The sequence below is a fragment of the Colwellia sp. 6M3 genome (assembly GCF_014077595.1).
Classification (GTDB): Bacteria; Pseudomonadota; Gammaproteobacteria; order Enterobacterales; family Alteromonadaceae; genus Cognaticolwellia.
Window position 1 is genome coordinate 12,438 of record NZ_JACGWF010000021.1, and the last position, 25,261, is coordinate 37,698.

Sequence of the window (25,261 nt, forward strand, 5' to 3'; positions counted from 1 at the left end):
AGAAGTACTCGTTAAGCTCTATAGGCTAACGAGTGCGCCTAATTAGTGAGTTTCAATGTGAGCTATTTGCTTACGAAACTCACTTGGGGTTTGTCCTGTTTCTTGTTTAAAGGCTTTATAAAAAGAAGATCTCGCGTTAAATCCAACCTCAAGTGCGATGGTAAGTACTGAGTCTTTATTAGCTAATATTTTCGGCTTCGCTGCTTCAATGCGCCACTTATTGATGAAATCAAAAAAGTTTGTGCATAGCGTTTCATTCAGTGTTTGTGATATATAATTAGGAGAGATAGCTAAATGGTTAGCGAGTTTTTGCAGTGACAGATTTGAATCTAAATATAACGTCTCTTTGCTCATAATGTTATTAATTTTATCTGCAATACGATTGGATTGCTCATTATCTAGCGCTGAACGTTGATACTTCATTGGAGGACTTCTGACAGTAATGTCCTCATTCTTTGGAGCTTCTGTATTTTGAGCAGCAATATCGACGCTCTGACTTTCATCATAGTCAATAAAAACTGGTTTTTGCTGCAAGCCAAAGTGAGCCAAGCTCCATACCAACAGCAGTGACAGCAAACTCTCAGTTCTTATATTAAATAAGAAATTATCAAATAGGTTTGAAGAAAACACCGTAACCAAAGAAAACAACCAAGTACTAATAGCAATGAATAATAGCCAGTTCATCCAGTTAAGTGATTTATCGTCATGATTAGAGAACACATTTTTCAACTGTTTTCGATAATCAACCAAACGGTAAATAATACGAAAAGCGATATATACACATTGACCAAGCCAGAGCATCATCAAAACCAATAAGCCTATAGCGGTGACGATAGCTAAAGGAGCAACCACATCAATATCGTTAATAAATATATCTGTATACATGTCTTTTGGTAAAAACATGATCATTACACCAACAATAAGAGCAGGCCAGAACAAAACAAAATGGAGGGTTTGCTTTTTGTTTAGCTTCCAAGGTTTTTCAGCGGTGATCCCTTCAATATAAAACCATAAGCAGGGACACAATAAAAAAAGAGTAGGGAAAACTATCGCGCTGTACAATTGACTCAAGTCAGGAAATTGGGCATTAACAATTGGCACGAGTGCTATAGTGCTATTGGCAAGTAAGAATATCGCTAAAGGTAAAAAAATTACAGACTTCATTGCTCGGCTCAGAAGAATAGGAACGCTTAATAATATCTGTCCTAGCATAACCATGCTGATAATCATTACGACAGGGTCTGTCAAATTTAATACCTTTTTACACACTTGAATATTTAAGCGTTTAATTCTACCTCATTATCTACAAATACACCTAAAAAAGTGTCCGCGCTTCTAGTCTCGGACGACATAAGCACTTATAAAATCTATTATTTAATCAATCACGGACAAGTTGCAATAACGCCCCTTAGTTATCTTGTCACTGAGCAAGTGTTAATAAAAATATTGGTATTGTCCTTCACTAATATTTTTAACTATCACCTTTGGCCTGTTCGGCAGCGCTATAATATATTAATAAATGGAGTTACAAATGAGTTCTATAAATAGTAGAAAAGCAGTTTTTGAAGACTTTCAAATTAACGTCAAACTAAAAATTTCGGCGCTTTGGATAGCGGTTATGTTTTGTTATGTCTATGGAGACTATATACAGATTTATGTACCTGGAATATTAGCAAAAGCGATGGAAGTTAAGGCGACAACTGAAACGCAATTTCAGTTTTTTGCCGTGGCTTTATTGATGGCAATACCCAGTGTGATGATATTTTTTACCTTAGTGGTTAAGCCTAAAATCAATCGTTGGTTGAATATAATACTGAGCACGCTTTATATAATTATGCTTATTGCAACTAATTTGACAGAAACTTGGGTGTTTTACCTATTTCTAACAGCAATAGAGGTTTTAATTTCAGTGGCGATTGTTTGGTACGCATGGAACTGGCCAACACTTGAAGCTTGAACAATCGACAAATTAAATCACTAACTAGAAAGTATATTTTAATTCGTTAAAAAAAAGCCCGAATATCGCTATTCGGGCTTTCGTTTAATGATTTGAATCACACAAAAATAGAATTAAAGTTCTATTTTTACATCATACCGCCCATTCCACCCATACCGCCCATGCCGCCCATATCCGGCATGCCACCAGCATCTTTAGTTGGTGCGTCAGTGATCATGGCTTCTGTTGTTAGCATTAAGCCAGCAATTGAGGCCGCAAACTGTAATGCACTACGCGTTACTTTAGTTGGGTCAAGAATACCCATTTCTAACATATCGCCGTAAGTGCTATTACTAGCATTGTAACCGTAGTTACCTGTGCCGCCTGTGCGTACTTGGTTTAATACTACTGAGGCTTCGTCACCTGAGTTAGTTGCGATTTGACGTAAAGGAGCAGACATTGCACGGATAGCTACGTTAATACCGTGTGTTTGGTCTTCGTTGATACCTTCTAAATCTTTAATCGCGTCTGCTGCACGAACTAGTGCAACACCACCACCGGCAACAACGCCTTCTTCAACCGCAGCACGAGTTGCATGTAGTGCATCTTCAACACGGGCTTTTTTCTCTTTCATTTCCATTTCTGTTGCAGCGCCAATTTTGATAACCGCAACACCGCCAGCTAATTTAGCTAAACGTTCTTGTAATTTTTCTTTGTCGTAATCTGAAGAAGAATCTTCAATTTGAGCGCGAATTTGTGCAACACGTGCTTGAATTTCAGCTTCTTCGCCAATACCATCAATGATCGTTGTATTGTCTTTAGAAATAACAACACGTTTAGCTTGACCTAGGTCTTCTAAAGTTGCTTTTTCAAGCTCCATGCCGATTTCTTCAGAAATAACAGTCGCTTTCGTTAATGTTGCGATGTCTTGTAACATAGCTTTACGACGGTCGCCAAAACCTGGTGCTTTAACAGCAGCAACTTTCACGATACCACGCATGTTGTTAACCACTAATGTAGCAAGCGCTTCGCCTTCAACGTCTTCAGCAATAATGAGTAGTGGCTTACCCGCTTTAGCAACACCTTCAAGTGTTGTTAATAATTCACGGATATTAGATACTTTTTTATCAACTAATAAGATGAAAGGATTTTCTAATTCAACACTACCGCTTTCTTGGTTGTTGATGAAGTACGGAGAAAGGTAACCACGGTCAAACTGCATACCTTCAACAACGTCTAGCTCATCTGTAAGAGCTTGACCTTCTTCAACAGTAATAACACCTTCAGTGCCTACTTTGTCCATTGCTGTTGCAATGATTTTACCCACAGTTTCATCAGAGTTAGCAGAAATAGTGCCTACTTGCTCAATAGCTTTGGTGTCGCTACATTCTTGTGATAAACCTTTAAGTGCTTCAACTGCAGCAATAACTGCTTTGTCGATACCACGTTTAAGATCCATTGGGTTCATGCCAGCAGCAATTGATTTTAAACCTTCGTTTACAATCGCTTGTGCTAGTACTGTTGCAGTAGTTGTACCGTCACCTGCTTCATCATTGGCTTTAGAAGCAACTTCTTTAACCATTTGTGCGCCCATGTTTTCGAATTTATCTTCTAATTCGATTTCTTTAGCAACTGATACACCATCTTTAGTGATCGTTGGGCCGCCAAATGATTTGTCTAAAACTACGTTACGACCTTTAGGACCTAATGTAACTTTAACTGCGTCTGCAAGTATGTTGACACCTTTAAGCATTTTTGCGCGGGCGTCGTTACCAAATAATACGTCTTTTGCTGCCATTTTCATGGTTCCTTATATTCTGTTTTGTACCGAATTTAATCCATACAATAAAATGAGTGGAAAATTATTAATTATTCAACGATGGCTAAAATGTCAGACTCTGACAAAATTAGTACTTCTTCACCGTCAATTTTTTCAGTTTTCATGCCGTAACCTTCACTGAAGATTATTTGGTCGCCAACTTTAACATCTAACGCACGAACTTCACCGTTTTCTAGCATACGACCTTTGCCAACTGCTATAACTTCACCTCGTGTTGATTTTTCAGCCGCACTACCTGTTAGTACGATACCGCCTGCAGATTTTGATTCTACTTCTTTACGCTTAATGATCACACGATCATGTAATGGACGAATACTCATTGCTCTCTCCTGAGGTGTTCAATTTAATAATAAATTAAAGGGTTTAATTTAGTTGCTATTAATTAGTAAAAGTAAGATGGGGATTAATTAAAACTTCACAAGCCCACCTTGCTATTTTTTTAATCTTTACGTTCAAATTCGCCGTCTAAAGTCTTAGCTTTGTGAGGTGGCTGAATATGCGCTTGAAACGGACTATCTTGCTGTTCGGTAGCGTCTTCATGTTCATAAACATTTCCTTCGCTATTAAACTGAAAACTTTGCTGACTAGCGCTGTTGGTTGTTATGTGTGATTTAACACTGCCTGCAATCGCTTGACGCACCGCGGGGATCAATAAACTCAAACCAAGAAAGTCAGTAACAAAGCCAGGTGTAACTAGCATCACGCCGGCAACTAATAAGACTAACCCGGTAACAATTTCATCAGAAGGCATTTGCCCTTGAGCCATTTTTTCTTGTACCGAATTTAAGGTTGCAATCCCTTGTTGACGAACATATTTTGCCCCTAACCATGCAGTTAAAATAACCATGGCAATCGTTGGCCACACACCTAACAATGCCCCAACCTGCATCAGAACAGTAATTTCAATAATGGGAATAATAATAAAAAATACAAATAATATGCGAAACATGGGCGATCCTAAAAATCTTTAATGAAACTAATATGGGGATTAACGGGTCTTTTTCAAGCAAGCTAGCTTTTTATGTATTTTGATTAAGGTTGCCTCAATTATGCTGACACCTTACTCAATGAAAAATAATAGCGTAAACTGATAATATAGTTTTATTTTTAAATACAGCATTCGTGTAGTAACCACTTTGAACATCCAGCAAAGTGGTCATCATTATTTAAACTGGATCAATGAGTTTTAAAATAAAGGTTATGAAAAAAATTGTTACTGTTTTTTGGTTAATACTAACAAGCTTATCATTTGCTAATTCACCCCTTGTAAATGCTCAAGAGTCAATTTTTAGTTCGCCAGCATCGCTTTTTAGTAATGATGGCGAGTTTCTAAAAGTTGATAAAGCTTTTGTTTTTGATTTTCATCAACAAAAAAACAAACTACAAGTCAGCTTTAATATTGCTGATGGTTATTACTTGTATCGTCACCAATTTAAATTCACCACAGAAAACGCCACAATTGTCCCGGTAGATTTGCCTGAAGGTGAACACCATGAGGATGAGTTTTTTGGTGTTCAGCAAATATTTACTGGCCAGTTAGCATTTACTATTGATATTACTGAAGCTAAAAGTAATGCAAATATTACCGTTCGCTATCAGGGCTGCGCCGACAAAGGCTTATGCTATCCGCCAACAAAGAAAAAACTTGATTTAAGCAAGGTTGATTTAACCACTGCTTCTGCAAACAATGCTGAAAATATTTTATCTGCACTTGGCAGCCCGAGCGGCGAATCAGCACAATCAGAAATAACTCAAACTTCATCTAATAAGGTCACCGACAGCAGCGAACAGCACCAATTAGTCGACATGCTAAAAAGTGACAGTGTTTGGTTAACGCTAGTGGCATTTTTTATCGGTGGTTTGCTATTGTCATTTACGCCTTGTGTTTTCCCAATGTATCCTATTTTAACCGGCATTATTGTCGGCCAAGGTGACAAACTATCAACTAAACGAGCTTTCGCTTTATCTTTTGCTTATGTGCAAGGTATGGCCGTTACCTATACCCTGCTCGGTATTGTTGTTGCTATTGCTGGTGCGCAATTTCAAGCCATGTTTCAACACCCAATAGTACTTATTGCTCTAAGTCTATTGTTTATATTTTTAGCACTTTCTATGTTTGGTCTATTTAATTTGGCATTGCCAAGTAGCTGGCAAAACAAGTTGAACCAGCTAAGCAGCAATCAAAAAGGTGGCTCTTATATCGGTGTGCTAGTGATGGGTGCTATTTCAGGCTTAGTCGCCTCTCCTTGCACTACAGCACCATTAACGGGTGCTCTGTTGTATATATCACAATCGGGCGATATATTGCTTGGCGCGTCAGCACTTTATGCACTGAGTTTAGGCATGGGCTTGCCTTTGCTTATATTAGGTAGTTCGGGTGGTAAGTTGTTGCCTAAAGCAGGTAACTGGATGAACGTAATTAAAAATATCTTTGGCCTATTACTTTTAGCCGTGCCGATATTCTTACTTGAGCGTTTTTTACCTGTGATGGTTATCAACGTGTTATGGGTAATTCTGACTTTAGCTACTGCGGGTTACTTTTATACCGTCAATCAAGATACGCAAAAAACCTTTGGATTTGGTCTGCGCAGTATTTTAATCTTTTTAATTTTCTTTATTGGTGCAAACAAAGCGTACCAACTAGTTTACCCTGCAACCAATATTACGATGTCACAGCAAGCCGATGTTAATGGTTTTAAGCATGTAAAAAACTTAACTGAAATGAATATCGCCATTGCAAAAGCAAACGAGCAAGGCAAAACCGTTATGGTTGATCTTTATGCAGACTGGTGTGTGGCTTGTAAAGAGTTTGAAGAATACACTTTTTTTGAAAGTGACGTTCAACAAGCACTTTCAAACTCAGTATTAATACAAATTGATCTAACCGATACAGGCTCAAAAGATAGTGTCGAGCTGATGTCTACCTTCGATATATTTGGTTTACCGTCAATTCTATTCTTTGACTTAGCAGGTAATGAACTACCTCAACGCAGGGTAACTGGTTTTATGGCTGCAAAGGAGTTTACCACGCACGTTAATAACACTTTTGTACAGTGATAGTGTCAATTTGACTTGTAAAATTTTACTGTAAACAAGCACACAAAATAAAAGCGCCATATGGCGCTTTTATTTTAAATCCTTGCGGGTAATCTATTCGCGTAATTACCCATCGCTGTTAACTCTAACTCTCCAGTTACCATCAATAATTTCTCGATTAATAAAATCAATGAGACCCACTTCTGGGATAGGTTTTGAAAAATAATAACCTTGAATGAGATCACAATCGTTTTCAGTCAATGTACGCAACTGAGCTTTAGTTTCTACGCCTTCAGCAATAACAGTCAAACCTAAACTCTTCACCATAGCAATCGTTGACATAATAATTTGAAAGTCAGCATGGTTTTCTAGCATACCAACAACAAAACTCTTATCTATTTTAATGACGTCTACAGGCATACGCTTTAAGTAAGCTAATGATGAATAACCCGTGCCAAAATCGTCGATAGCAAAGCTAAAACCAATTAATCGAAGCGCATCCATAGTCGCGATAGCTTTATCTATATCTTTAACCAAGGTATGTTCGGTTAGCTCAAGCTCAAAGTTTTCAGCATTTAATTGAAATTCATCGAGTAACCCTTCCAGATAGTGCTGCAGGTTAATATCAGCAAACTGTGCTGCTGATAAATTAATGGCAATAATAACATCGCTTAACCCAGCGGTTCGCATTTCATCATATATCTCAAAACAACGTCGAATAACCCAATAGCCTAGCTCGATCATATGCTCAGAGTTTTCTAATAAAGGAATGAAATCGTCTGGAGATACCATACCTCTTTCAGGATGCTGCCAACGTAATAAGGCTTCAAAACCATGCACTTTGTTAGTTTTTGACTCCAGCTGAGGCTGTAAACTTAAACTAAACTGCCCTTTCGCTAGCGCTTGTTTAACTTCTCCTTCCATCATCACTCTATGAGCAACACGCTGGAACATGTCACCATGATAGACAAAGTAACGATCGCCACCGTGATCTTTAGCTTCGTACATTGCAATGTCTGCATGACTAACTAGCTCACTAGCTTGAATATCCGTACCTTCAGTCATTGCGATCCCAATACTGCAAGTAACATAAAACATAGCTGTATTGACTCTTATCGGTTTTTGAAAGCTTTTTAATATCTCTCGAGCAAGTTCTTCTGCGGCTTCATTAGTCGTATTTTCGTTCAATAAAACAACGAATTCGTCACCACCAAACCGACATGACATCCCAATGTTCGCAACACTAAGGTTTATTCTATTAGCTGCCTCAACCAACAACTTATCGCCTTCACCATGTCCATGACTATCATTTACTTTTTTAAAGTCGTCTAAATCAAGAAATAAAATTCCGACACTAACATTGTTATTTGCCTTGTTTTTTAACTGCTTACGCAATTGAAAGTTGAGCATATTACGATTAGGTAAACCCGTTAACAGGTCATACATGGCAATATTTTCTAACTCTTTAGTTTTTTGTGTGACTTCAATATTCAATTGTTCCAATTCATAACTTAAATCAGTTGTGGCATTAATCAGCACATCAATTTCATCAGGAAATATTTTAGACTGTGGTATTTGAACGGCACGAAATTGGTCAAACTTTTTACGCGCTAATAGAGGCAGTATATCTGAAAGGATTAATAGCCTTTTAGTAAAAGGACCTGCGACAAAGTGCACTAACAAAGCTAAAACAATAAAAATGGCTAACGTAGACAATATAAACTGCATACGGTAGGTTTGATATTTGTCTGTAAATGAACTGACATTATCGACTTGTGCCATATAAAAGTCTTGCATAGGCGAAGAAGCCAGCGGTAACATATTGATTAAGTAACTATTTTTTTGATAATCAACTTGTAAGCCAGATTTTTTTACCGTAGACAATAAGTCTGATGGTTCATTTAATCTAAATAATGCATACATTAAATGTGTTGCCGATGAGGTAATAATATCGGCTTGCGCTAACGTTACCGCTTGAGACTTATCAAAAGCAACAATGGCTACTTGGTTCTCGAGTGCCTGATTAATAGCATAGATAACATCAACCAAGGAAATTGCCATTGTCACGATAGCCATTTCTCCTTGAGCATTCAAAATGGGTATCGACACGAGTTGTTGACACTGCTGCACACAACTTAATAAGTGAACAGGCGCATAAATTTCTTTCACATTTTTTGCACTTGCTATAACTTGCTCTGTTAAGGGGGAAGATTGATAAATAGGATTTAAATCGTCTGACATTAACCATATACCTTCTACATTATGGTTAATTTGTAATGCATCAAATTGTTGCTCTAGCGCTTCAGCTGCACGCTCAAAATTAAGTTGATCTTTAAGTTGTATAAGGTCAGTAAATGACTCTAACCAACTACGCACTTGTTCTCTAACAAGTTTACTTTGTGTTTCAAATTGTGCATTACCTTGACGTAATTTATTGCTTTGATATTGAGAGAACTCTTGATCTAGCCTACTGACTGATAATATAGAAATAGATAAACTCAAGAGTAATAATGCACTAACAACGAGTACAAAAAGTTTAACGCTAACACTGACTAATCTCGTTTTCATCATTAAAACCAATACATAAATTGAATAGCCCAAACCTGCCAATTTTTACTATCGTTCGCGATAGGGTCTGGCTGCACTACAGGTGATAGTCGAGCCGCACCTTGCATCCAATGATACTCGGCATTCATCCGAAAATTACTGCTAAAATCATATGAAAGGCCAATCATAGCATCATTATGAAAACCAAAATAAGCAGGAATTAAGCCACCTGAATTTTGTTCTAATTCAGAACCATTTTTATCATTTTTATTGACATAGAAACGCTCATACCTGAGAGTAAATGATAAATATCTTTCTATTTGATATCTTGCTTGTGCGTAATAACCTTGACCTATTTCATCGCGTTGAAATTCAGGGGAATAAAAACCATCGATTGCCAATCTTTCTTGCACTAATTCTGCACTAAATTGCCAAAATTCGCCTTCATAAAGCGCGTTTACAGTATAAAGTTTAAAGATAAAGTCACTATCAAAGAAACTGTCAACTACTGCTGATTTATAGCTAAACGAAGAGTCGTTAGATGAAAGTCCAATCTGCCATTGAGAATACGATGGACGCCAATACAGACTCATTTGAGTATCTAGGTCATGGTCTATACTCCCTAAAGCTTGCTCACCAATATTTACATCAGCTTGTTCATCAGAAATTGCGCTTTCTCCACGGCTAAAGTTAAAGTCAAACTCGCCTAAGTCGTCATTACTGTATGTTATTTTAACCGCTGCACCATCGCCGCCAACAGCAATATCTCTAAAGCCATCAAAATAAGTCACTTGTGGATTTATGATTGATGGTCGAGCAAAAGGTATGTCGCGTGTACTTGAATATAACCAATGATTATTTTTCACGCGGCCAACATAAAAACTTGCTTGCCAGGCCTCATTATGAAATGCATCCCACTCCAACAACAAATAATCTAAACGCAAGCCAGGGTGATATCGATTGCCACCATTAAGATAAACTGCTTGGCCTGCAATGCGAAAGTCATCATTCAGTTGATAAGAGGCATTAAGACCAATTTCAGTTAATTCAAACGATAAGCTTTCATCATTGTTTATAAAATTACTATTACTGGCATCAATAACGCCCTGTGCGACAAATCCATGAATTTGCAAGGGTTCACTTTTAATTTCAGCAGCACTTAAATTGAACACAAAACATAAACTAAAAAGAGCACCTAGATATGCATTCGATAATTTTGCTGGTCTAATCATCAAGTTTAATGATGTTAACATCCTTGACCTCCGATAAATTTTCAACATACCCAATAGCACCTTTAGTCGTTCTTATAGCCTCAATAAGCGCTTGTTGGTTTTCAACTTCAATTGGCGCAACGCCGAAACCCGAAAAGCTCAGCTTGTGCCATATACGATCAAGTTGGTATGGAAATAAGCGTAACTGCTCTCGACAAAACTGTTGATGAAGTGGGTGTTTACTCGCCAAAACATATACCACAATAGGAAGCCCATTCTGCCAATGGACTTGCCTCATTGAGTAAATACGGCGCAACTGTGCAATCGACAATGAAGTGGTGTCTGCCGTTATATTTGAAATAATATTTATTGCAACTACTCGCGGACTAAAAAGTAAAATAACGACAACAATGTGAATAAATACGGTTTTAATATTTTCTTCCTTGTGATTAACAGGAGAGGACATGACAACATTTAACCAAGGGCTCCCTTGAGCAGCGATTAGTTAAATCAATGAATTAATTAATATTCCTACAATATTTATATTAGTAAATTTATTATAACTTACCTAACATTCATAGCTTTATTTTCCTTACCAAGTCATTAGACCAGTATTTTGCTGCTATATTCTGCGAAAACACTATAATAATCGTCAAATGAGTTTAATTTTGGTTTTAGACCAAATTTAATTCAATCACAAAGTAAAATATGACATGATGCTATCATTACTTAACAATCAAGGTATTTTAACCGAAGATGACTACAAAGTTTAACATTTTAGTACTAAATGGTCCTAACTTAAATATGTTAGGTAAGCGTGAGCCGACTATATACGGTGCATTATCGCTAGCTGAGATTATGGAAAATCTAGCCAACAATGCCGAAATAGCTAATGTACATTTGACACATAAACAGTCAAATGCAGAGCATATTTTGCTTGACGAAATTCATAGCAGTTTTGAAAAGGTAGATTTTATCATTATAAATCCTGCAGCATTCACCCATACCAGTGTAGCACTCAGAGATGCATTATTATCGGTAAGTATTCCTTTTATAGAAGTTCATTTATCAAATGTGCATGCACGTGAGTCTTTTAGACAACACTCGTATTTATCAGATATTGCCGTAGGTGTTATTAGCGGTTTAGGAGCTAAAGGTTATGAATATGCTTTAGCTGCAGCAACAGATTGGTTAGAAAAGAACAAACATAAAAATTAATAATGACTTAAGGTGCGATTTTGCACGTTAGGTTTTCACACATAAATTTAATAACGATCAAAAAAAGGTATTCAAATGGATATTCGTAAAATTAAAAAGTTAATAGAATTGGTTGAAGAGTCTGGAATCAACGAATTAGAGATTTCTGAAGGCGAAGAGTCAGTACGTATTAGCCGTGGCGCTACAATTATGCAAGCCGCTCCTATGATGCATTCAGCCCCAGCGGCCCCTGCACCAATCGCAGCAGCTCCAGCTGCTGAAGCTGCAGCTCCTGTAATAAGTGGACATGTAGTTCGTTCTCCAATGGTAGGAACTTTTTATGCTTCTGGCTCTCCTGATGCACCAGCATTTGTTGAAGTGGGTCAGCATGTTAACTCTGGCGATACTTTATGTATTCTAGAAGCAATGAAAATGATGAACCAAATCGAAGCCGATAAATCAGGTGTTATCAAACAAATTTTAGCGGCAAATGAAGACGCTATTGAATTTGATCAACCGCTATTCATCATTGAATAAGCCCAACCATTAAGGGTATTTTCATGTTAGATAAAGTTGTTATCGCCAATCGAGGCGAAATTGCCTTAAGAATACTGCGTGCTTGTAAAGAGCTTGGCATTAAAACGGTTGCTGTTCACTCAACAGCCGATAAAAGTCTAAAGCACGTATTATTAGCCGACGAAACTATTTGTATTGGTAAGCCTTCAGCAATGGATAGTTATTTAAACATTCCTGCCATTATTACCGCCGCTGAAGTTACCGACGCTGTGGCTATTCATCCTGGCTATGGTTTCCTTGCAGAAAACGCAGACTTTGCTGAACAAGTAGAAAAGTCTGGTTTTGCATTTATTGGCCCTAAAGCGGAAAGTATTCGTTTAATGGGTGATAAAGTTTCTGCAATAAAAGCCATGAAAGCAGCTGGTGTTCCTTGTGTGCCTGGATCAGACGGTCCTTTGACCTCTGATAATGAAGCCAACTTGGCACACGGTAGACGTATTGGTTACCCTGTTATCATCAAAGCCTCTGGTGGCGGTGGTGGTCGTGGTATGCGTGTAGTACGCAACGAAGATGATTTAATTGAATCGATTCAGTTAACAAAAACTGAAGCTCGTTCGACTTTCAATAATGATATGGTTTACATGGAAAAATTCCTTGAAAATCCACGTCACGTTGAAATTCAAATCATGGCTGATGGCCAAGGTGGTGCGATTCATTTAGGTGAGCGTGATTGTTCGATGCAACGTCGCCATCAAAAAGTAGTTGAAGAAGCGCCAGCACCAGGTATTACACCTGAAATGCGAGCGAAAATTGGTGAGCGCTGTTGTAATGCTTGTATCAAGATCAACTACCGTGGTGCAGGTACTTTTGAGTTTTTATACGAGAATGGTGAATTCTATTTCATAGAAATGAATACACGTATTCAAGTAGAACACCCTGTCACTGAAATGGTAACTGGTGTTGACTTAATTAAAGAACAGCTTCGTGTTGCCGCTGGCCAACCGCTTTCTTATACACAAGACGATATTAAGATTTCGGGCCATTCAATTGAATGTCGAATCAATGCTGAAGATCCTCGTTCTTTTATTCCGTCGCCGGGTAAAATTACGCGTTTTCATTCGCCAGGTGGTTTAGGTGTACGCTGGGATTCTCATATTTATGCTGACTACTCTGTACCTCCTCATTATGACTCTATGATCGGTAAATTGATCACATGGGGTGATAACCGTGATGTAGCAATAGCACGTATGCGTAATGCATTAAGTGAATTGGTAATTGATGGCATTAGAACTAACATTGCTTTACACCAAGACATCTTAAGCGACCAAGGTTTTATTAATGGTGGTGCAAATATTCATTACCTTGAAAAGAAACTTTCAGAATTAGAATAAAACCTATCATGACTGTTTGATAAAAAGCTCTGCATGCAGAGCTTTTTTTATTTATAATCATTTAAATTTTAAGGCGAAGCTAAAAAGTTATGACTAAATTATTAGAAAAACCTGCTCCACCTGCCGATGATGACTGCTGTGGTGGTGGTGCATGTAACCCTTGTGTTTGGGATCATTATTACGCAGAGCGGAAAAAATGGCGTTTACAACAAGTTGAACTAAAGGCGGCAGAAGAAAAAAATAAGCAAAATACCACAACATAAGTTTATCGCTCATATTAATGGCTCAAAAGAACATTAATATCGCTGTTAGATATTTTTTATTAGCGTTGCTTCAGCTTATATTTATGATTCTTATCTCTTCGATATATTTAACCAACCACAGTCATTTATATTCCCCATAATCTGCTAACTATGCTGCTACCTTATGCTGCTTACTTTGTAGTAACTGGCAGATTAAAACCAAATAAACAGGTACCACCATCAATAATGCAAAAGGTAGTGCACTGCCATCATAAAACACCGCTAAAATAGGACCGGCTAATGCGCCAATACCAAAGCGCAACGTACCATTAACGGCGGTTGCAGTTCCGGCATGCTCGGCAAACTCTTGTAAAATTAGCGCATCTGCATTAACAGAAATCATCGATAAACTGCCCATTAGCGGTAAAATTGCCAAAACATAAAAGATTAAAGATAAAGAAAAAATATTAGCTAGCAATAAACTCGTGCCCGCCAGCACTGAAAGTACAACCCCACAACGGAGCATTCTTCTAGAGCCCATTCTCCCCACCAGTCGCGTATTAATAAAGTGAGCAACCATTAAGCCAAAAACATTTAGCCCAAAGAGCCAACTAAACTCGAATTCAGACACTTCAAATATGGTTAAATACACGAAGGGAATCGCCGTAATATAACTAAAAAATGCTAATGAGATCAGCATAATACTCAATAGATCAAAGCGTGCGGCACGATTACTAAATACAATTTTATAACGCTTAATAACGCTATAGCTAGCGCTAGACTTCACCGTTTTAACATCAGGTAAATAGCAATAACTGCACACAAGAACAATACCAGCATAACCCGCTAATACATAAAAGATCATTTGCCAACTATCGAGCAGTAATATACTTCCAATGCTAGGGGCAATCATGGGTGCTAACATCATGATCATACTGACATAAGATAAGCCTTTGGCGGTATCTTTGCCGTAAAGTTGTCGAATAATACCAGGAACCACAACTGTTGCAGCGCTACTAATAAAGGCTTGTAAAAATCGCAAAAAAATAAACTGTTCAATATTTTGTGCAATGGTTAATGCCAATGTTGTCATTATAAAGCCGAGCAGCCCTATTATCACTAATCTACGACGAGAGTATTTATCAGCCATAGGACCAAACACCAGCAGGCCAACAGCGTAACCCAACAAATAAATACTGAGACTATTTTGAACCAGTGGCATTTTTGTTGAAAAGTACTCAGCAATTTCTGGCATACCCGGAAGGTACATATCGATAGCCAACGGAGAAACCGCAATAATGGCGGCAAGTAACGGTAAAATTAATGCTAATGAAGTTTTTGTACTGCTTTGTTTCAACTTTGATATTTCCTGATATAGTTAAGATTCTGGATATTCATGAACTAATTTCCCAAGTACTTGTATTGCATGGTCAATTTTATCACTCCATTGAACACCATAACTAATACGCATATAGTTTTTATATTTGCCAGAAGGGGAAAATATTTCTCCTGGCGCAAAGTTGACGCCTTGTTCAATAGCCTGATTAAAAAACTGACTGCTATCAACATGAGATCGGCATCTAACCCATAACACACTGCCGCCTTTGGGTTTCGAAATGCACACCTGTTCAGGGAAATGTTCAGCAATTAATGCTCGCATTCGTTCACAGTTATATCGCAAGGTTTTTCTTAGCACTTGCAAATGCCGGTCGTATTCACCTGACATTAAGTAATCGCTTAATGTCCATTGCTGTAACATCGAAGTAGAACAAGATTGTGCTCGCTTTATGCGCTTGGCTTTTTCCTCAAATTTACCTGGCAGCAACCAACCAACACGATAACCTGGTGCTGCAGTTTTTGAAAAAGATGAACAGGTTAATACTAAGCCTTTCTCTGAATACAACTGTGCAGGTACCGGTCGGCGCTCACTAAAATATAAGTCGCTGTAAACTTCATCTTCTATTAACGCAATATTATTATTTTCAAGTAATCTGACCATTGCTTGTCGTTGATTGTCCGTCATCATTGAACCTAACGGGTTACTAATCGCCGTTGAAAACAAGCACGCTTTAACGTTGTGTTGTTCAATAACTTTAGCTAATTCAGCAACACAAACGCCCTCTTCAGTACAGGTATATACTTCTAATGCTTTCATACCTAAGCTTTCAATAAGTTCGATAAGCCCAAAGTAGCAAGGTGATTCTACAGCGATAATATCGCCTCGTTCAGCGACACATTGCAAAGCAATTGATAACGCTTCTTGTGCGCCATTGGTGATAATGACATCTTCATGATTAATCGAAACACCATGTTCTTGATAACGAAAGGCTAAATTCAAGCGTAATTTAGGATCGCCATTAATTGGGCCATAACTCACCGCTTTTTCAGAAACCCTACTCAGCACCGAGCGCATTAATCTTGCCAGTGTTTTATCTGGCGGATGCGCATGTACCGGGTTTGAAATACCTAATGCTACCGAGTCAGGCATGTGCACCGCATCATAAACCTGTTCGATTAAACTACGACATGATATTTCTGTCGGTTCACCACCAGCCCACTTTGCACGCATAGGTAAAAGCGTTCTTGCTTGTTTTGCCTGCAAATAGTAACCAGATTGTGGACGTGCAGAAATAGTACCTTGTCGCTCAAGTTCTAGGTATGCCTGCTTAACGGTAGGTACACTAATCTCAAATTGTCGACTAAGTTTTCGTAAACTAGGTAATTTATCGCCTGGGCGAATAGCACCACTTTTTTCCTGTTGCTCAACAAAGTCGATGACCTGCTGATATAAAAAGTCGGAGGAAGATTTGTCGATTAGCCGCATAACTGTATAGGTTTCATTTTCATTTTTCTGTGTATGTTATTACAACAAAAAATAAGTAAAATGTCTATGCTCGCTAACAGTAGCTTCTAAGCAAACTTTCGTTGCTAGATATTCTAAGGGATTACAATGAACAACACCTTTTTATACATCATCACCGTGCTGATATGGGGATCAACTTGGATCGCTATTAATTACCAGCTTGGTAATGTAGCCCCTGAAGCATCAATAGTTTATCGCTTTGCATTAGCCGCTGTTATTTTATTTACTTACTGTAAAGTTGCAGGTTTAAGGTTGCAGTTTTCATTACGTCATCATCTGCAATTTTTTATTTTTGGTTTGACGTTATTCAGCTTTAATTACTATTTTCTCTACTCAGCCCAACAGCATATTAATTCAGCATTAACCTGTATCGCTTTTTCGATGATCATGTTTTTTAATGTTTTCAATGCTCGCATTTGGTATGGCACCAAAATAACTCGGCAAGTCTATGTTGGGGGTATTCTCGGCTTATTCGGTATTGTGACACTTTTTTGGCCTCAAATAAGTGATACACAATTAGGAGCTGAAACTTTATTAGGCTTAGGGCTTTGTTTAACAGGTACTGTGGTTGCATCTACAGGCAATATGATATCCATGAGGAATCAAAAGCAAAAATTACCACTTTTACCGGCAATGGCCTGGGGTATGGCTTACGGTGCAAGCGCTATGGCAGTAGTATTTATATTACAAGGTAAAAGTTTCAGCTTTGACTATACATTTTCGTATGTTATCTCATTACTCTACTTAGCCGTTTTTGGCTCCGTAATCGCCTTTGCTAGCTACTTAACATTGTTGAATCGTATTGGTGCGCATAAAGCATCTTATGCATCAATTATGTTCCCCGCCGTTGCCGTGATCATTTCAACCATAGTCGAAGGTTTTGCTTGGACAACCTATACCATGGTGGGTTTGCTATTTATCTTAGCCGGAAACTTAGTGGTACTTACTCGCTCAAAAAAACCAATAACACCGATTGATAAACTAGATGAAGATATCAGTAACACTGAATTATTAAATATAAATAAACCAAAATTAGAAACACAGCGTTTATAACGCGAGTTTAACCTCATCTAAACACTCTTTTTTGTGCGCAGTTCACTTTACAGTATTTGCTATTTGCACAACGGCACTGAATACCTTCCTATTCAGTGCCGTTTTTTTTTGTTCTGATTCACCAAACTACATGGCAAGTTACATGGCTAAGCTAACTTATTGATAGCATTTTACCGGCCACTTCTTTCACTAACTTTGCGGCCAATTGGCTGGTCATATTATCGATGTCTTTATTAGGGTTATATTCAACAATATCGGCGCCGACTAGCGGCATATTAATTTGATGGATCAAGTTAATCACTTCCCGTGTGGTTAAACCGCCGGGTTCTCTATGTGATACACCTGGTGCAAAAGCGGGATCAATACCGTCAATATCTAGTGATAAATACACCGGATGATCGAACTTTAGTGGTTGAGATAGTGGCCAGTTTCTCATTTCTAAAGACTCTACATTAAACTTTTTTATTTGTTCCGTTTGGTGCAAGTTTAACGTTCGAATACCCACTTGGACTAAACGATCACATAAACCATCTTCCATCACGCGCGCAAAAGGGCAAGCATTAGAATAACGATTACCTTTGAATGAGTCGTACAAATCTGAATGGGCATCAATATGCAGTATCGACAGTTTATCAAAGTACTTGCGATAACTTTTTAGTATCGGGTAGCTAATACTATGATCGCCACCTAAAGTTACTAACCGTGTGTTTTGTGCCAATAATTCATCGCAGCGTTGTTCAATATTTTCAATAAAATTATCAGATGAAGTGATTTCAACGTTACCAGCGTCTAGCCAAAGCTTTGACTCGCGTAAGTTTATACCTAACTCTGTAGAGCCATTAAGCGAACCATTATTAAGCACTTCCCGAATTTTACTTGGTGCTAGTGCTGGGCCACGTTCAAAAGAAGAATTATCATCAAATGGTATACCCAGAAGCGCAACCTTAAATGCTTGATTGTCTGTCATGTTTTTTCCTTGATAGCGTATTTTATGACAAGGCATTTTCAATTATTCACTGAAAATGCCTTGTATAAGCAACTAACCGATATAAATATTTTTAATAACTACCAATCGGTGAACCTGGTGGTAGTGCTACTTTTGACGCTGGAGTAAACGACTTATCATGCGCTAGGCTGTAATTTATTTGCTGTGCTAATAACAAAAAGTGAGCTTGATACCCTTTATATTTTCGTATGCTACGTTTATCGGATAGCCATTGAGCTAAATTTGTCAGCGTAAGATAAACTTCAGCTCGCACTTCAGGTACTACAGCTGTGCTATGCCAAAGGGCTAACAGATGTTCAATAAACTGCTGATTTACACGTTGTTGTACTAGAATCTCTGTTGATTTTTTGGGTGTTGACTGTACCGAGTTCATGACTAATTTATTTAATAAAAAAGCGACCGATGGAATGTCTTCATCAATCATGGCTTGCTGCTGTAAGCGCGCTAATCGTTCAGCGTTAAGCAGAAGCGAAAGCGTATGTTTTGCACTTGCTTGCGCAGCACTAATAGGGTCAAACGTTAAACCTGTTTGGCTAATAAAGCTTTCTCTATTTCGACTATAACCGTATGCCTTAGGTGGAATTAATGCGGTTATTCTAGCTGGCAATGTTAATGTTTTTGTTGAAATTGTAGTGATTAGCGCATCAAGGGCAGTACGCTGTGCTTTGCCTGAGACCCTTTTTTGTTGATTGGTAAATTGCTCACTACGTAGTTGATAGCCGTAATCGACTCCAGCAATGAGTTTCGCTGCTGCTTGCACTTGAAAGCGATGAAAATTATAAATAGGCACCAATACTTGTTCGAGCTCAGACATTGGCGTGTTCATCTCAATACTGTTTAACCCAAAGTTTGCTAGTGCATGCGCCCTAACTTCAAGTACCCGTGTTAGTTCTTCCGCAGGATCTTTACCGTTGTCCCACAAGTGTCCAGTGGCATGAGCACCAGATTGTGGCCTTGCATCAGGGTCTGAAACATATTGCAGCCCCGCCTGTTGCGTTTTGGTAATTAATTCGGCTAAAAATGTCGCCTCTTGAGATTCCTCTATGTCTGCATAACCATAAGCAACAACATATTTATCCCACTCACCAATATCTTTAGCATAAGCATTAGCTAAGTTAACTACGCCATTATCAAGGGTAATTAAAGGATGTGGATAGTCCATTACAGATGCTCGATTATTTACACTCGCAGCGAAGTTATGCGCTATACCTAAGGTATGCCCAACCTCATGTGCAGATAATTGACGAATACGCGCTAAAGCCATGTTTTTCATCGCACTGGTATCAGTCTCAGCACTTTTAAACGGTGAAGTTAAACCTAAAGCAATTAAATAATCTTGACGAACACGCAAAGAGCCTAGCGTTACATGACCTTTGATAATTTCTCCGGTGCGCGGATCAATAACCGAATCCCCGTAAGACCAACCGCGCGTTGCTCTGTGCACCCACTGAATAACATTGTATCGAACATCCATCGGGTCTGCGTCACTTGGCAGCATCTTCACTTGAAACGCATTTTTATAACCAATAGCAGAAAAGGCTTGATCCCACCAGCGTGCGCCATCGAGCAGTGCACTTTTTACAGGCTCAGGAACGCCAGCATCCAAATAATAAATAATAGGTTCAACAGCTTCACTTACCTTAGCTGATGGATCTTTCTTATTTAGACGATGACGTGGAATAACTCGCTTTATTAATGGTTCATCAATTGCGCTGGCATAATCAGCATATGAATCTTGCCAAAAGCCACTGTAAGGATGAAATATGCGCGTTTTATAATTACTGTCAGGCAACTTAATTAACGAATGATGCAAGTTCACCGTAACAGCTGATGCATCTGGGGTAACTGATCTTAAGTACTCGCCAGCTTTGGTACCTTTGAAAGTAATAGTTGCTTCTAATTCAGTATTATTTGGAAAGGCTTTCGTACGTTTTTTATAAACTCCGCTGCGGGTGGTATCAACTGAAAAGCTCCCCTGCTTAGTGCGCTGCAATTGTTCTGACAAGTTATGTATATCAGATAGCAAGAACGGGGTGTAATCAATTAAAGTTTTGCTGCTATCTTCGCTAGTAGAACTAACGTTAAAACCCCAAATAATGGAGCTAGCAAATGCTTCATCTATGGCTTGTTGTTCAAGTTTGTTATCGGTAGTAGCACGAAAATAGGTATTGAGCTGACGTAAAAATACTTTATTGCCTACTCGCTCAAATCGAACTAGCCTAGTGTCACCTAGTTGACCACGATCTAAGCCAATATCATTGGAACCAATACCGTGTGGCAAACCACTTTGAAATAAAAATTCTTGTTCAAAACGCTCAATCTCTAAAAATACTTTGCCTGTTTGCTCATCAAGATAAAAAGAAAAATATCCTTGTTGAACTTGCTTGTCTTTAACAAAATCAGCGTAATTTTCTTCGGTTTCTGCCTGTGCTTGCGCTAACAAACCGCCATATAAAAATAACACTAACAGCTTAATGAAAAACTTCATTTTATATCCTTGTTTTAAATAAAATAGAGTAAGTTAGATTACCTAACCTTTGAGCTAAAATTAAAATGATAAGAAGTACTAAATAACGTCTTATTATTGTTATAATTGGCTTACATCCACTTAGTTAACTATTGGTTATTTTTAATGGTAAGTGGAGATTAAATAGCACTTTCGATGCTTTGATAATACACCAAAACGTCGAAAATTAAATACAATATGCTCTACCATAAGAGTATGACTCTAAAGTAATTAGGTAACCCTATGCAACGACTAGCTCCCGCCTTACGTGAAGATAATGTACCCGCAGATTTAATTTCATTAATAGAAACCATTTTAACTGCGACAAAAGAAATTTCGTTTCTTGTCAGTCAAGCTCACTTAGGTGATGTAATGGGATCTACAGTAGATGAAAATATTCAAGGCGAGGTACAAAAAAAACTTGATGTTGTTGCTAATGATTTATTTAAAGATATTTTATTAGAGTCAGGATTTGTTAAAGCTATATCATCGGAAGAAGAAGATACTTCTGTTGCGGGTGAAAAGCATGGCAAGTTTATCGTATCGTTCGACCCACTTGATGGCAGTTCAAATATTGATATTAACTCATTAATTGGAACTATTTTTTCAATTCATAAAGCGCCTGCTGATATGGAAGCTAGCGATCCTGACATGTTTAAACAATCAGGTAATCACCAAGTTTGTGCTGGTTATGTGCTTTATGGACCCGCCACAATGTTGGTAATGACCACAGGTAAAGGTACGCACTTTTATGTATTAGACCGAACTCATGGTGGCTTTTCACTCGTTGAGCGTAACGTAAAAGTGCCTCAAGACACGCAAGAGTTTGCAATTAACATGTCTAACCAGCGTTTCTGGCAAGCCCCTATGCAAAACTACATTAAGGATTTACTTGCTGGTGATACCGGCCCACGCGGAAAAAACTTTAACATGCGTTGGATAGCCGCCATGGTTGGCGATATTCATCGCGTATTAACCCGAGGTGGTTTATTTACTTACCCTGCTGATAATAAAAATCCAGAAAAACCTTACAAATTACGTTTAATGTATGAAGCAAATCCAATGAGCTTTTTAATAGAACAAGCAGGTGGTTTAGCTATGACTAGCAAAGGTCGCATTATGGATATGGAGCCAACAGACATTCACCAGCGTGTAGAAGTGATCATGGGTTCAAGAAATGAAGTAGAAGCTTGCTTAGCTTATTACAAGTAAAAGTCTCACCTACCTCAACGATTTTTAACCTCTAGTAAGCCTAAAAGCACCTAAATTTACCAGGTGCTTTTATTTATAATTATTATAGCCTTACCATAAGTTCAGCAAAACAAACTGTTACAATACAAAACCCCATTTTCCCTTTGTTAATTATAAAAAAGAGGCTATTGTTATTTATAGTAGTATTTAAATTTTATGAGTAAAACTTTCACAAGGACGATGGAATAATGAGTCATATCACCAATGTTGAACGTACCTTCACCGAACAAGAACAACTAGTTTCTACCACTGATTTAAACGGCACCATTACCTATGCTAATCCTGAATTTTGTGAGGTGGCAGGTTACAGCTTAGAAGAGTTAATTGGTCAACATCATAATGTAGTTCGTCATCCTGATATGCCAAAAGCAGCTTTTAAAGATTTATGGGAAAAATTAAAACGAGGAGACTCATGGCGTGGCATGGTTAAAAATCGTTGCAAAAATGGTGATTATTATTGGGTAGATGCCTATGTAACACCATTATTTGATAAAGGAGAAATTACCGGCTATCAATCAGTTCGTGCTTTTCCTACCGTTCAGCAAAAAAAAGAAGCTCAATTACTTTACAACACCTTAAACAATAATAAATCAATTTTAGATTTGCACGCTAACATTCCACTCAAGCGCCTTGCTGCACTTATTTGTGTGATCGCAGCAATTGCGATCACCTGGGTACTCACTGGCACGGCGACCTCTGCAATAATATTGTTAGTTTGTGTCGCGTTAATCACCGTTATTTTTTCAGAAGAATTGATAAAAATACCGAGTCATTTAAGTAAAACAAAATCAATATTTGATAGCCCTTCGCGCCATGTATATCTAGGTAAAGGTATACTTAATATCATTAATTACCCTGCCGAATTATACAAAGCTAGAATAAAGACGGTCTTAGGTCGAAGTAACGACTCAGGCAGAAGGTTAGCCAAACTCGCAGAAGAGCTTGCTCATACGTCAAATGAAATGCTTAGTGGTATTAAAGAAGAAAATGAATATATAAGCCAGTTTTCTGCCGATATTACTCAAATGAGTGTAACCATAAACGAAGTAAGTGAAAGTACCAATTTGGCCAATGATAAAGTTGCCCAAGTAAAAATTGATTGCCTACAAAATATTGCCACTATTGAAAGTAGTGAAAATAAAATCGACCAGCTCGCAAATGACGTTGAAAATGCGGCGAATAATGCGACAGAATTAGTGACTGATGTTGATAAAATATCGACTGTTATGACTGAAATTCAAGGGATTGCAGATCAAACAAACTTGCTAGCATTAAACGCAGCAATTGAAGCAGCAAGAGCAGGTGAGCAAGGCAGAGGGTTCGCCGTTGTTGCTGATGAAGTGAGAACACTAGCAAGTAGAACCCAAAGTGCGACAGAACAAATACAATTATCAGTGACTGAGTTACAACGTACGTTAAAAACTTGGAATCAAGTAATGATGTCGAATAAAACCAATGCCGATGAATGTTCAACTGAATCAAAAACCATTAAAAACGCCATGCAAGATATTATAGACAACATTCAAAATGTTAATGACATGACCGCCCAAATTGCTACCGCATCTGAGCATCAGAGAACGGTAGCTGAACAAATTACTCAAGGTATTCATAATATTGACAGTATATCTCAACGCAATACTCAATTAGCAGCTGCAGTATCTAGTAAAAGTATTGAAGTAAATAAAAATGCCGAAGCAATTGAAGAGCTCAGTACTAATTTTAGTTAACGCTTAAGTAAGCTGCTGCTATATAAATTAATAATAAAATGACTACCTAGGTAGTCATTTTTTATTGGATCACCATAAAGCTTTTTTTTGTTTAATTTCAGTATTTACCTTCAACTTAGTACACCTCGCCCTTTGACCCCTAACCCCTAACCCGACAAATAAACACCTATTTTTCAATGTTCACTCATGTTTTACAGAGGTAATGAATTTGTCATGCAAATTAAAATAACTGACTAAAAATCATTTTATCAAGGCTAAAAACTTGACTTAAATCAAAAAGAGATTACAATTTTCACAAATTACTGAAAACTCAGAAAGTACAGAAAATGAAAATAACAGCAATGACACAATCATTAGTTTTACACTTTGGTGAAATGGGCTCTCGATGGGGATTAAACAGAACATTAGGGCAAATGTATGCGGTTATTGTGCTCACTGAAGCACCGCTTAATGCTGACCAAATTAGTGAAGCGCTACAAATATCTCGTTCAAATGTCAGCATGGGCTTAAAAGAACTTAAATCGTGGAATTTAATAAAATTACATCATATCCCCGGCGATCGAAAAGAGTATTTTTCAGCGCCAAGTGACATCTGGGAAATTGCTCGTACGTTAGTTGTAGAGCGCAGAAAGCGTGAACTAGACCCAACATTATCTACATTGCGCGACGCCCTAATGGAACAGCCAAGTAATGAGTCAGACGAGTACACGCAAATGCGTGTAAAGCAAATGCATGATCTCATGGAAATGGTCACTTTATGGACCAACGAAATGCAAGGAATGTCGTCTGAAAAGTTATCCACCTTACTTAAAATGGGTGAAGGCATAAGTAAAATCTTAGATGTTAAAGACAAATTATTACTGCGATAACCTTACATTATATTTTTGATATTTAGGTCAACATAAACGACCTAAATAGTTTTTAGAACATAACTTACAA

The 25,261-nt window shown here is 37.9% G+C and carries 21 protein-coding genes; 10 read left to right on the forward strand and 11 right to left on the reverse strand.

The window, feature by feature from the left end; translation table 11 throughout:
* Nucleotides 1-42: 42 nt before the first annotated feature.
* Complete coding sequence (locus H4J50_RS06630) at nucleotides 43-1,248, reverse strand: AraC family transcriptional regulator (RefSeq protein ID WP_182255244.1); 1,206 nt, start codon at nucleotides 1,246-1,248, stop codon at nucleotides 43-45.
* A 283-nt stretch (nucleotides 1,249-1,531) separates the two neighbouring features.
* Between H4J50_RS06630 and H4J50_RS06635 the strand changes: the two genes are divergently transcribed.
* Nucleotides 1,532-1,957 (forward strand): DUF6326 family protein, encoded by a 426-nt coding sequence (locus tag H4J50_RS06635; protein ID WP_182255246.1) that lies wholly within the window; start codon nucleotides 1,532-1,534, stop codon nucleotides 1,955-1,957.
* 127 nt (nucleotides 1,958-2,084) lie between these two features.
* Here H4J50_RS06635 and groL read toward each other — a convergent pair whose 3' ends face one another.
* The 3 genes from groL to H4J50_RS06650 form a co-directional block, all read right to left on the reverse strand.
* Nucleotides 2,085-3,734 carry a chaperonin GroEL gene (gene groL / locus H4J50_RS06640; protein WP_108454929.1) on the reverse strand — a complete coding sequence of 550 codons (1,650 nt, stop codon included), beginning with the start codon at nucleotides 3,732-3,734 and terminating at the stop codon, nucleotides 2,085-2,087.
* Nucleotides 3,735-3,805: 71 nt separating this feature from the next.
* Nucleotides 3,806-4,096: a co-chaperone GroES gene (locus H4J50_RS06645; RefSeq protein WP_182255248.1), complete on the reverse strand. Its 291-nt coding sequence runs from the start codon at nucleotides 4,094-4,096 to the stop codon at nucleotides 3,806-3,808.
* Nucleotides 4,097-4,215: 119 nt separating this feature from the next.
* Nucleotides 4,216-4,725 carry an FxsA family protein gene (locus tag H4J50_RS06650; protein ID WP_182255250.1) on the reverse strand — a complete coding sequence of 170 codons (510 nt, stop codon included), beginning with the start codon at nucleotides 4,723-4,725 and terminating at the stop codon, nucleotides 4,216-4,218.
* A gap of 251 nt (nucleotides 4,726-4,976) precedes the next feature.
* Between H4J50_RS06650 and H4J50_RS06655 the strand changes: the two genes are divergently transcribed.
* Nucleotides 4,977-6,833 carry a protein-disulfide reductase DsbD gene (locus tag H4J50_RS06655; protein ID WP_182255252.1) on the forward strand — a complete coding sequence of 619 codons (1,857 nt, stop codon included), beginning with the start codon at nucleotides 4,977-4,979 and terminating at the stop codon, nucleotides 6,831-6,833.
* 105 nt (nucleotides 6,834-6,938) lie between these two features.
* On the opposite strand, the gene H4J50_RS06660 is transcribed toward H4J50_RS06655, so the two are convergent.
* Genes H4J50_RS06660 through H4J50_RS06670 form a run of 3 tightly spaced genes read right to left on the reverse strand, consistent with a single transcriptional unit; the run spans nucleotide 6,939 to nucleotide 11,036 of the window.
* Nucleotides 6,939-9,383 carry an EAL domain-containing protein gene (locus H4J50_RS06660; RefSeq protein ID WP_162533705.1) on the reverse strand — a complete coding sequence of 815 codons (2,445 nt, stop codon included), beginning with the start codon at nucleotides 9,381-9,383 and terminating at the stop codon, nucleotides 6,939-6,941.
* Nucleotides 9,383-10,612, reverse strand: a complete 1,230-nt coding sequence (locus H4J50_RS06665) for a hypothetical protein (protein WP_182255254.1) — start codon at nucleotides 10,610-10,612, stop codon at nucleotides 9,383-9,385. The genes H4J50_RS06660 and H4J50_RS06665 overlap by 1 nt, the downstream gene beginning before the upstream one ends.
* Nucleotides 10,584-11,036 carry a hypothetical protein gene (locus tag H4J50_RS06670; RefSeq protein ID WP_182255256.1) on the reverse strand — a complete coding sequence of 151 codons (453 nt, stop codon included), beginning with the start codon at nucleotides 11,034-11,036 and terminating at the stop codon, nucleotides 10,584-10,586. The genes H4J50_RS06665 and H4J50_RS06670 overlap by 29 nt, the downstream gene beginning before the upstream one ends.
* Before the next feature lie 290 nt (nucleotides 11,037-11,326).
* Here H4J50_RS06670 and aroQ point away from each other — a divergent pair, with 290 nt between their 5' ends.
* The 4 genes from aroQ to H4J50_RS06690 all read left to right on the forward strand — a co-directional run bounded on the left by aroQ (nucleotide 11,327) and on the right by H4J50_RS06690 (nucleotide 13,937).
* Nucleotides 11,327-11,788, forward strand: coding sequence for a type II 3-dehydroquinate dehydratase (gene aroQ / locus H4J50_RS06675; RefSeq protein ID WP_108454923.1), 462 nt, complete (start codon nucleotides 11,327-11,329; stop codon nucleotides 11,786-11,788).
* Nucleotides 11,789-11,863: 75 nt separating this feature from the next.
* Nucleotides 11,864-12,304, forward strand: a complete 441-nt coding sequence (gene accB / locus H4J50_RS06680; RefSeq protein WP_108454922.1) for an acetyl-CoA carboxylase biotin carboxyl carrier protein — start codon at nucleotides 11,864-11,866, stop codon at nucleotides 12,302-12,304.
* A 23-nt stretch (nucleotides 12,305-12,327) separates the two neighbouring features.
* Entirely contained in the window at nucleotides 12,328-13,674 is a 1,347-nt protein-coding gene (gene accC / locus H4J50_RS06685; protein ID WP_182255258.1) for an acetyl-CoA carboxylase biotin carboxylase subunit, read from the forward strand.
* Between the two features lie 89 nt (nucleotides 13,675-13,763).
* Nucleotides 13,764-13,937, forward strand: coding sequence for an oxidoreductase-like domain-containing protein (locus H4J50_RS06690; RefSeq protein WP_108454920.1), 174 nt, complete (start codon nucleotides 13,764-13,766; stop codon nucleotides 13,935-13,937).
* A gap of 148 nt (nucleotides 13,938-14,085) precedes the next feature.
* Here H4J50_RS06690 and H4J50_RS06695 read toward each other — a convergent pair whose 3' ends face one another.
* Both H4J50_RS06695 and H4J50_RS06700 read right to left on the reverse strand, forming a co-directional pair.
* Nucleotides 14,086-15,273 carry a multidrug effflux MFS transporter gene (locus tag H4J50_RS06695; RefSeq protein WP_220466120.1) on the reverse strand — a complete coding sequence of 396 codons (1,188 nt, stop codon included), beginning with the start codon at nucleotides 15,271-15,273 and terminating at the stop codon, nucleotides 14,086-14,088.
* A gap of 21 nt (nucleotides 15,274-15,294) precedes the next feature.
* On the reverse strand, nucleotides 15,295-16,740 hold the full coding sequence (locus tag H4J50_RS06700; protein ID WP_182255260.1) for a PLP-dependent aminotransferase family protein: 1,446 nt from the start codon (nucleotides 16,738-16,740) through the stop codon (nucleotides 15,295-15,297).
* Between the two features lie 126 nt (nucleotides 16,741-16,866).
* Here H4J50_RS06700 and H4J50_RS06705 point away from each other — a divergent pair, with 126 nt between their 5' ends.
* Complete coding sequence (locus H4J50_RS06705; RefSeq protein ID WP_182255262.1) at nucleotides 16,867-17,832, forward strand: DMT family transporter; 966 nt, start codon at nucleotides 16,867-16,869, stop codon at nucleotides 17,830-17,832.
* Nucleotides 17,833-17,983: 151 nt separating this feature from the next.
* Here the strand turns inward: H4J50_RS06705 and speB are convergent, their stop codons facing one another.
* Together speB and H4J50_RS06715 are read right to left on the reverse strand one after the other, a co-directional pair.
* Nucleotides 17,984-18,799, reverse strand: coding sequence for an agmatinase (gene speB, locus H4J50_RS06710; protein ID WP_204100640.1), 816 nt, complete (start codon nucleotides 18,797-18,799; stop codon nucleotides 17,984-17,986).
* Nucleotides 18,800-18,890: 91 nt separating this feature from the next.
* On the reverse strand, nucleotides 18,891-21,326 hold the full coding sequence (locus tag H4J50_RS06715; protein WP_182255264.1) for a zinc-dependent metalloprotease: 2,436 nt from the start codon (nucleotides 21,324-21,326) through the stop codon (nucleotides 18,891-18,893).
* Nucleotides 21,327-21,587: 261 nt separating this feature from the next.
* Between H4J50_RS06715 and H4J50_RS06720 the strand changes: the two genes are divergently transcribed.
* The 3 genes from H4J50_RS06720 (at nucleotide 21,588) to H4J50_RS06730 (ending at nucleotide 25,191) form a co-directional block, all read left to right on the forward strand.
* Nucleotides 21,588-22,556: a class 1 fructose-bisphosphatase gene (locus H4J50_RS06720; protein WP_182255266.1), complete on the forward strand. Its 969-nt coding sequence runs from the start codon at nucleotides 21,588-21,590 to the stop codon at nucleotides 22,554-22,556.
* 227 nt (nucleotides 22,557-22,783) lie between these two features.
* A complete protein-coding gene (locus tag H4J50_RS06725) occupies nucleotides 22,784-24,322 on the forward strand; it encodes a PAS domain-containing methyl-accepting chemotaxis protein (RefSeq protein WP_108454914.1) in 1,539 nt (512 codons plus the stop codon).
* 326 nt (nucleotides 24,323-24,648) lie between these two features.
* Nucleotides 24,649-25,191, forward strand: coding sequence for a GbsR/MarR family transcriptional regulator (locus tag H4J50_RS06730; protein WP_108454913.1), 543 nt, complete (start codon nucleotides 24,649-24,651; stop codon nucleotides 25,189-25,191).
* Nucleotides 25,192-25,261 lie beyond the last annotated feature (70 nt).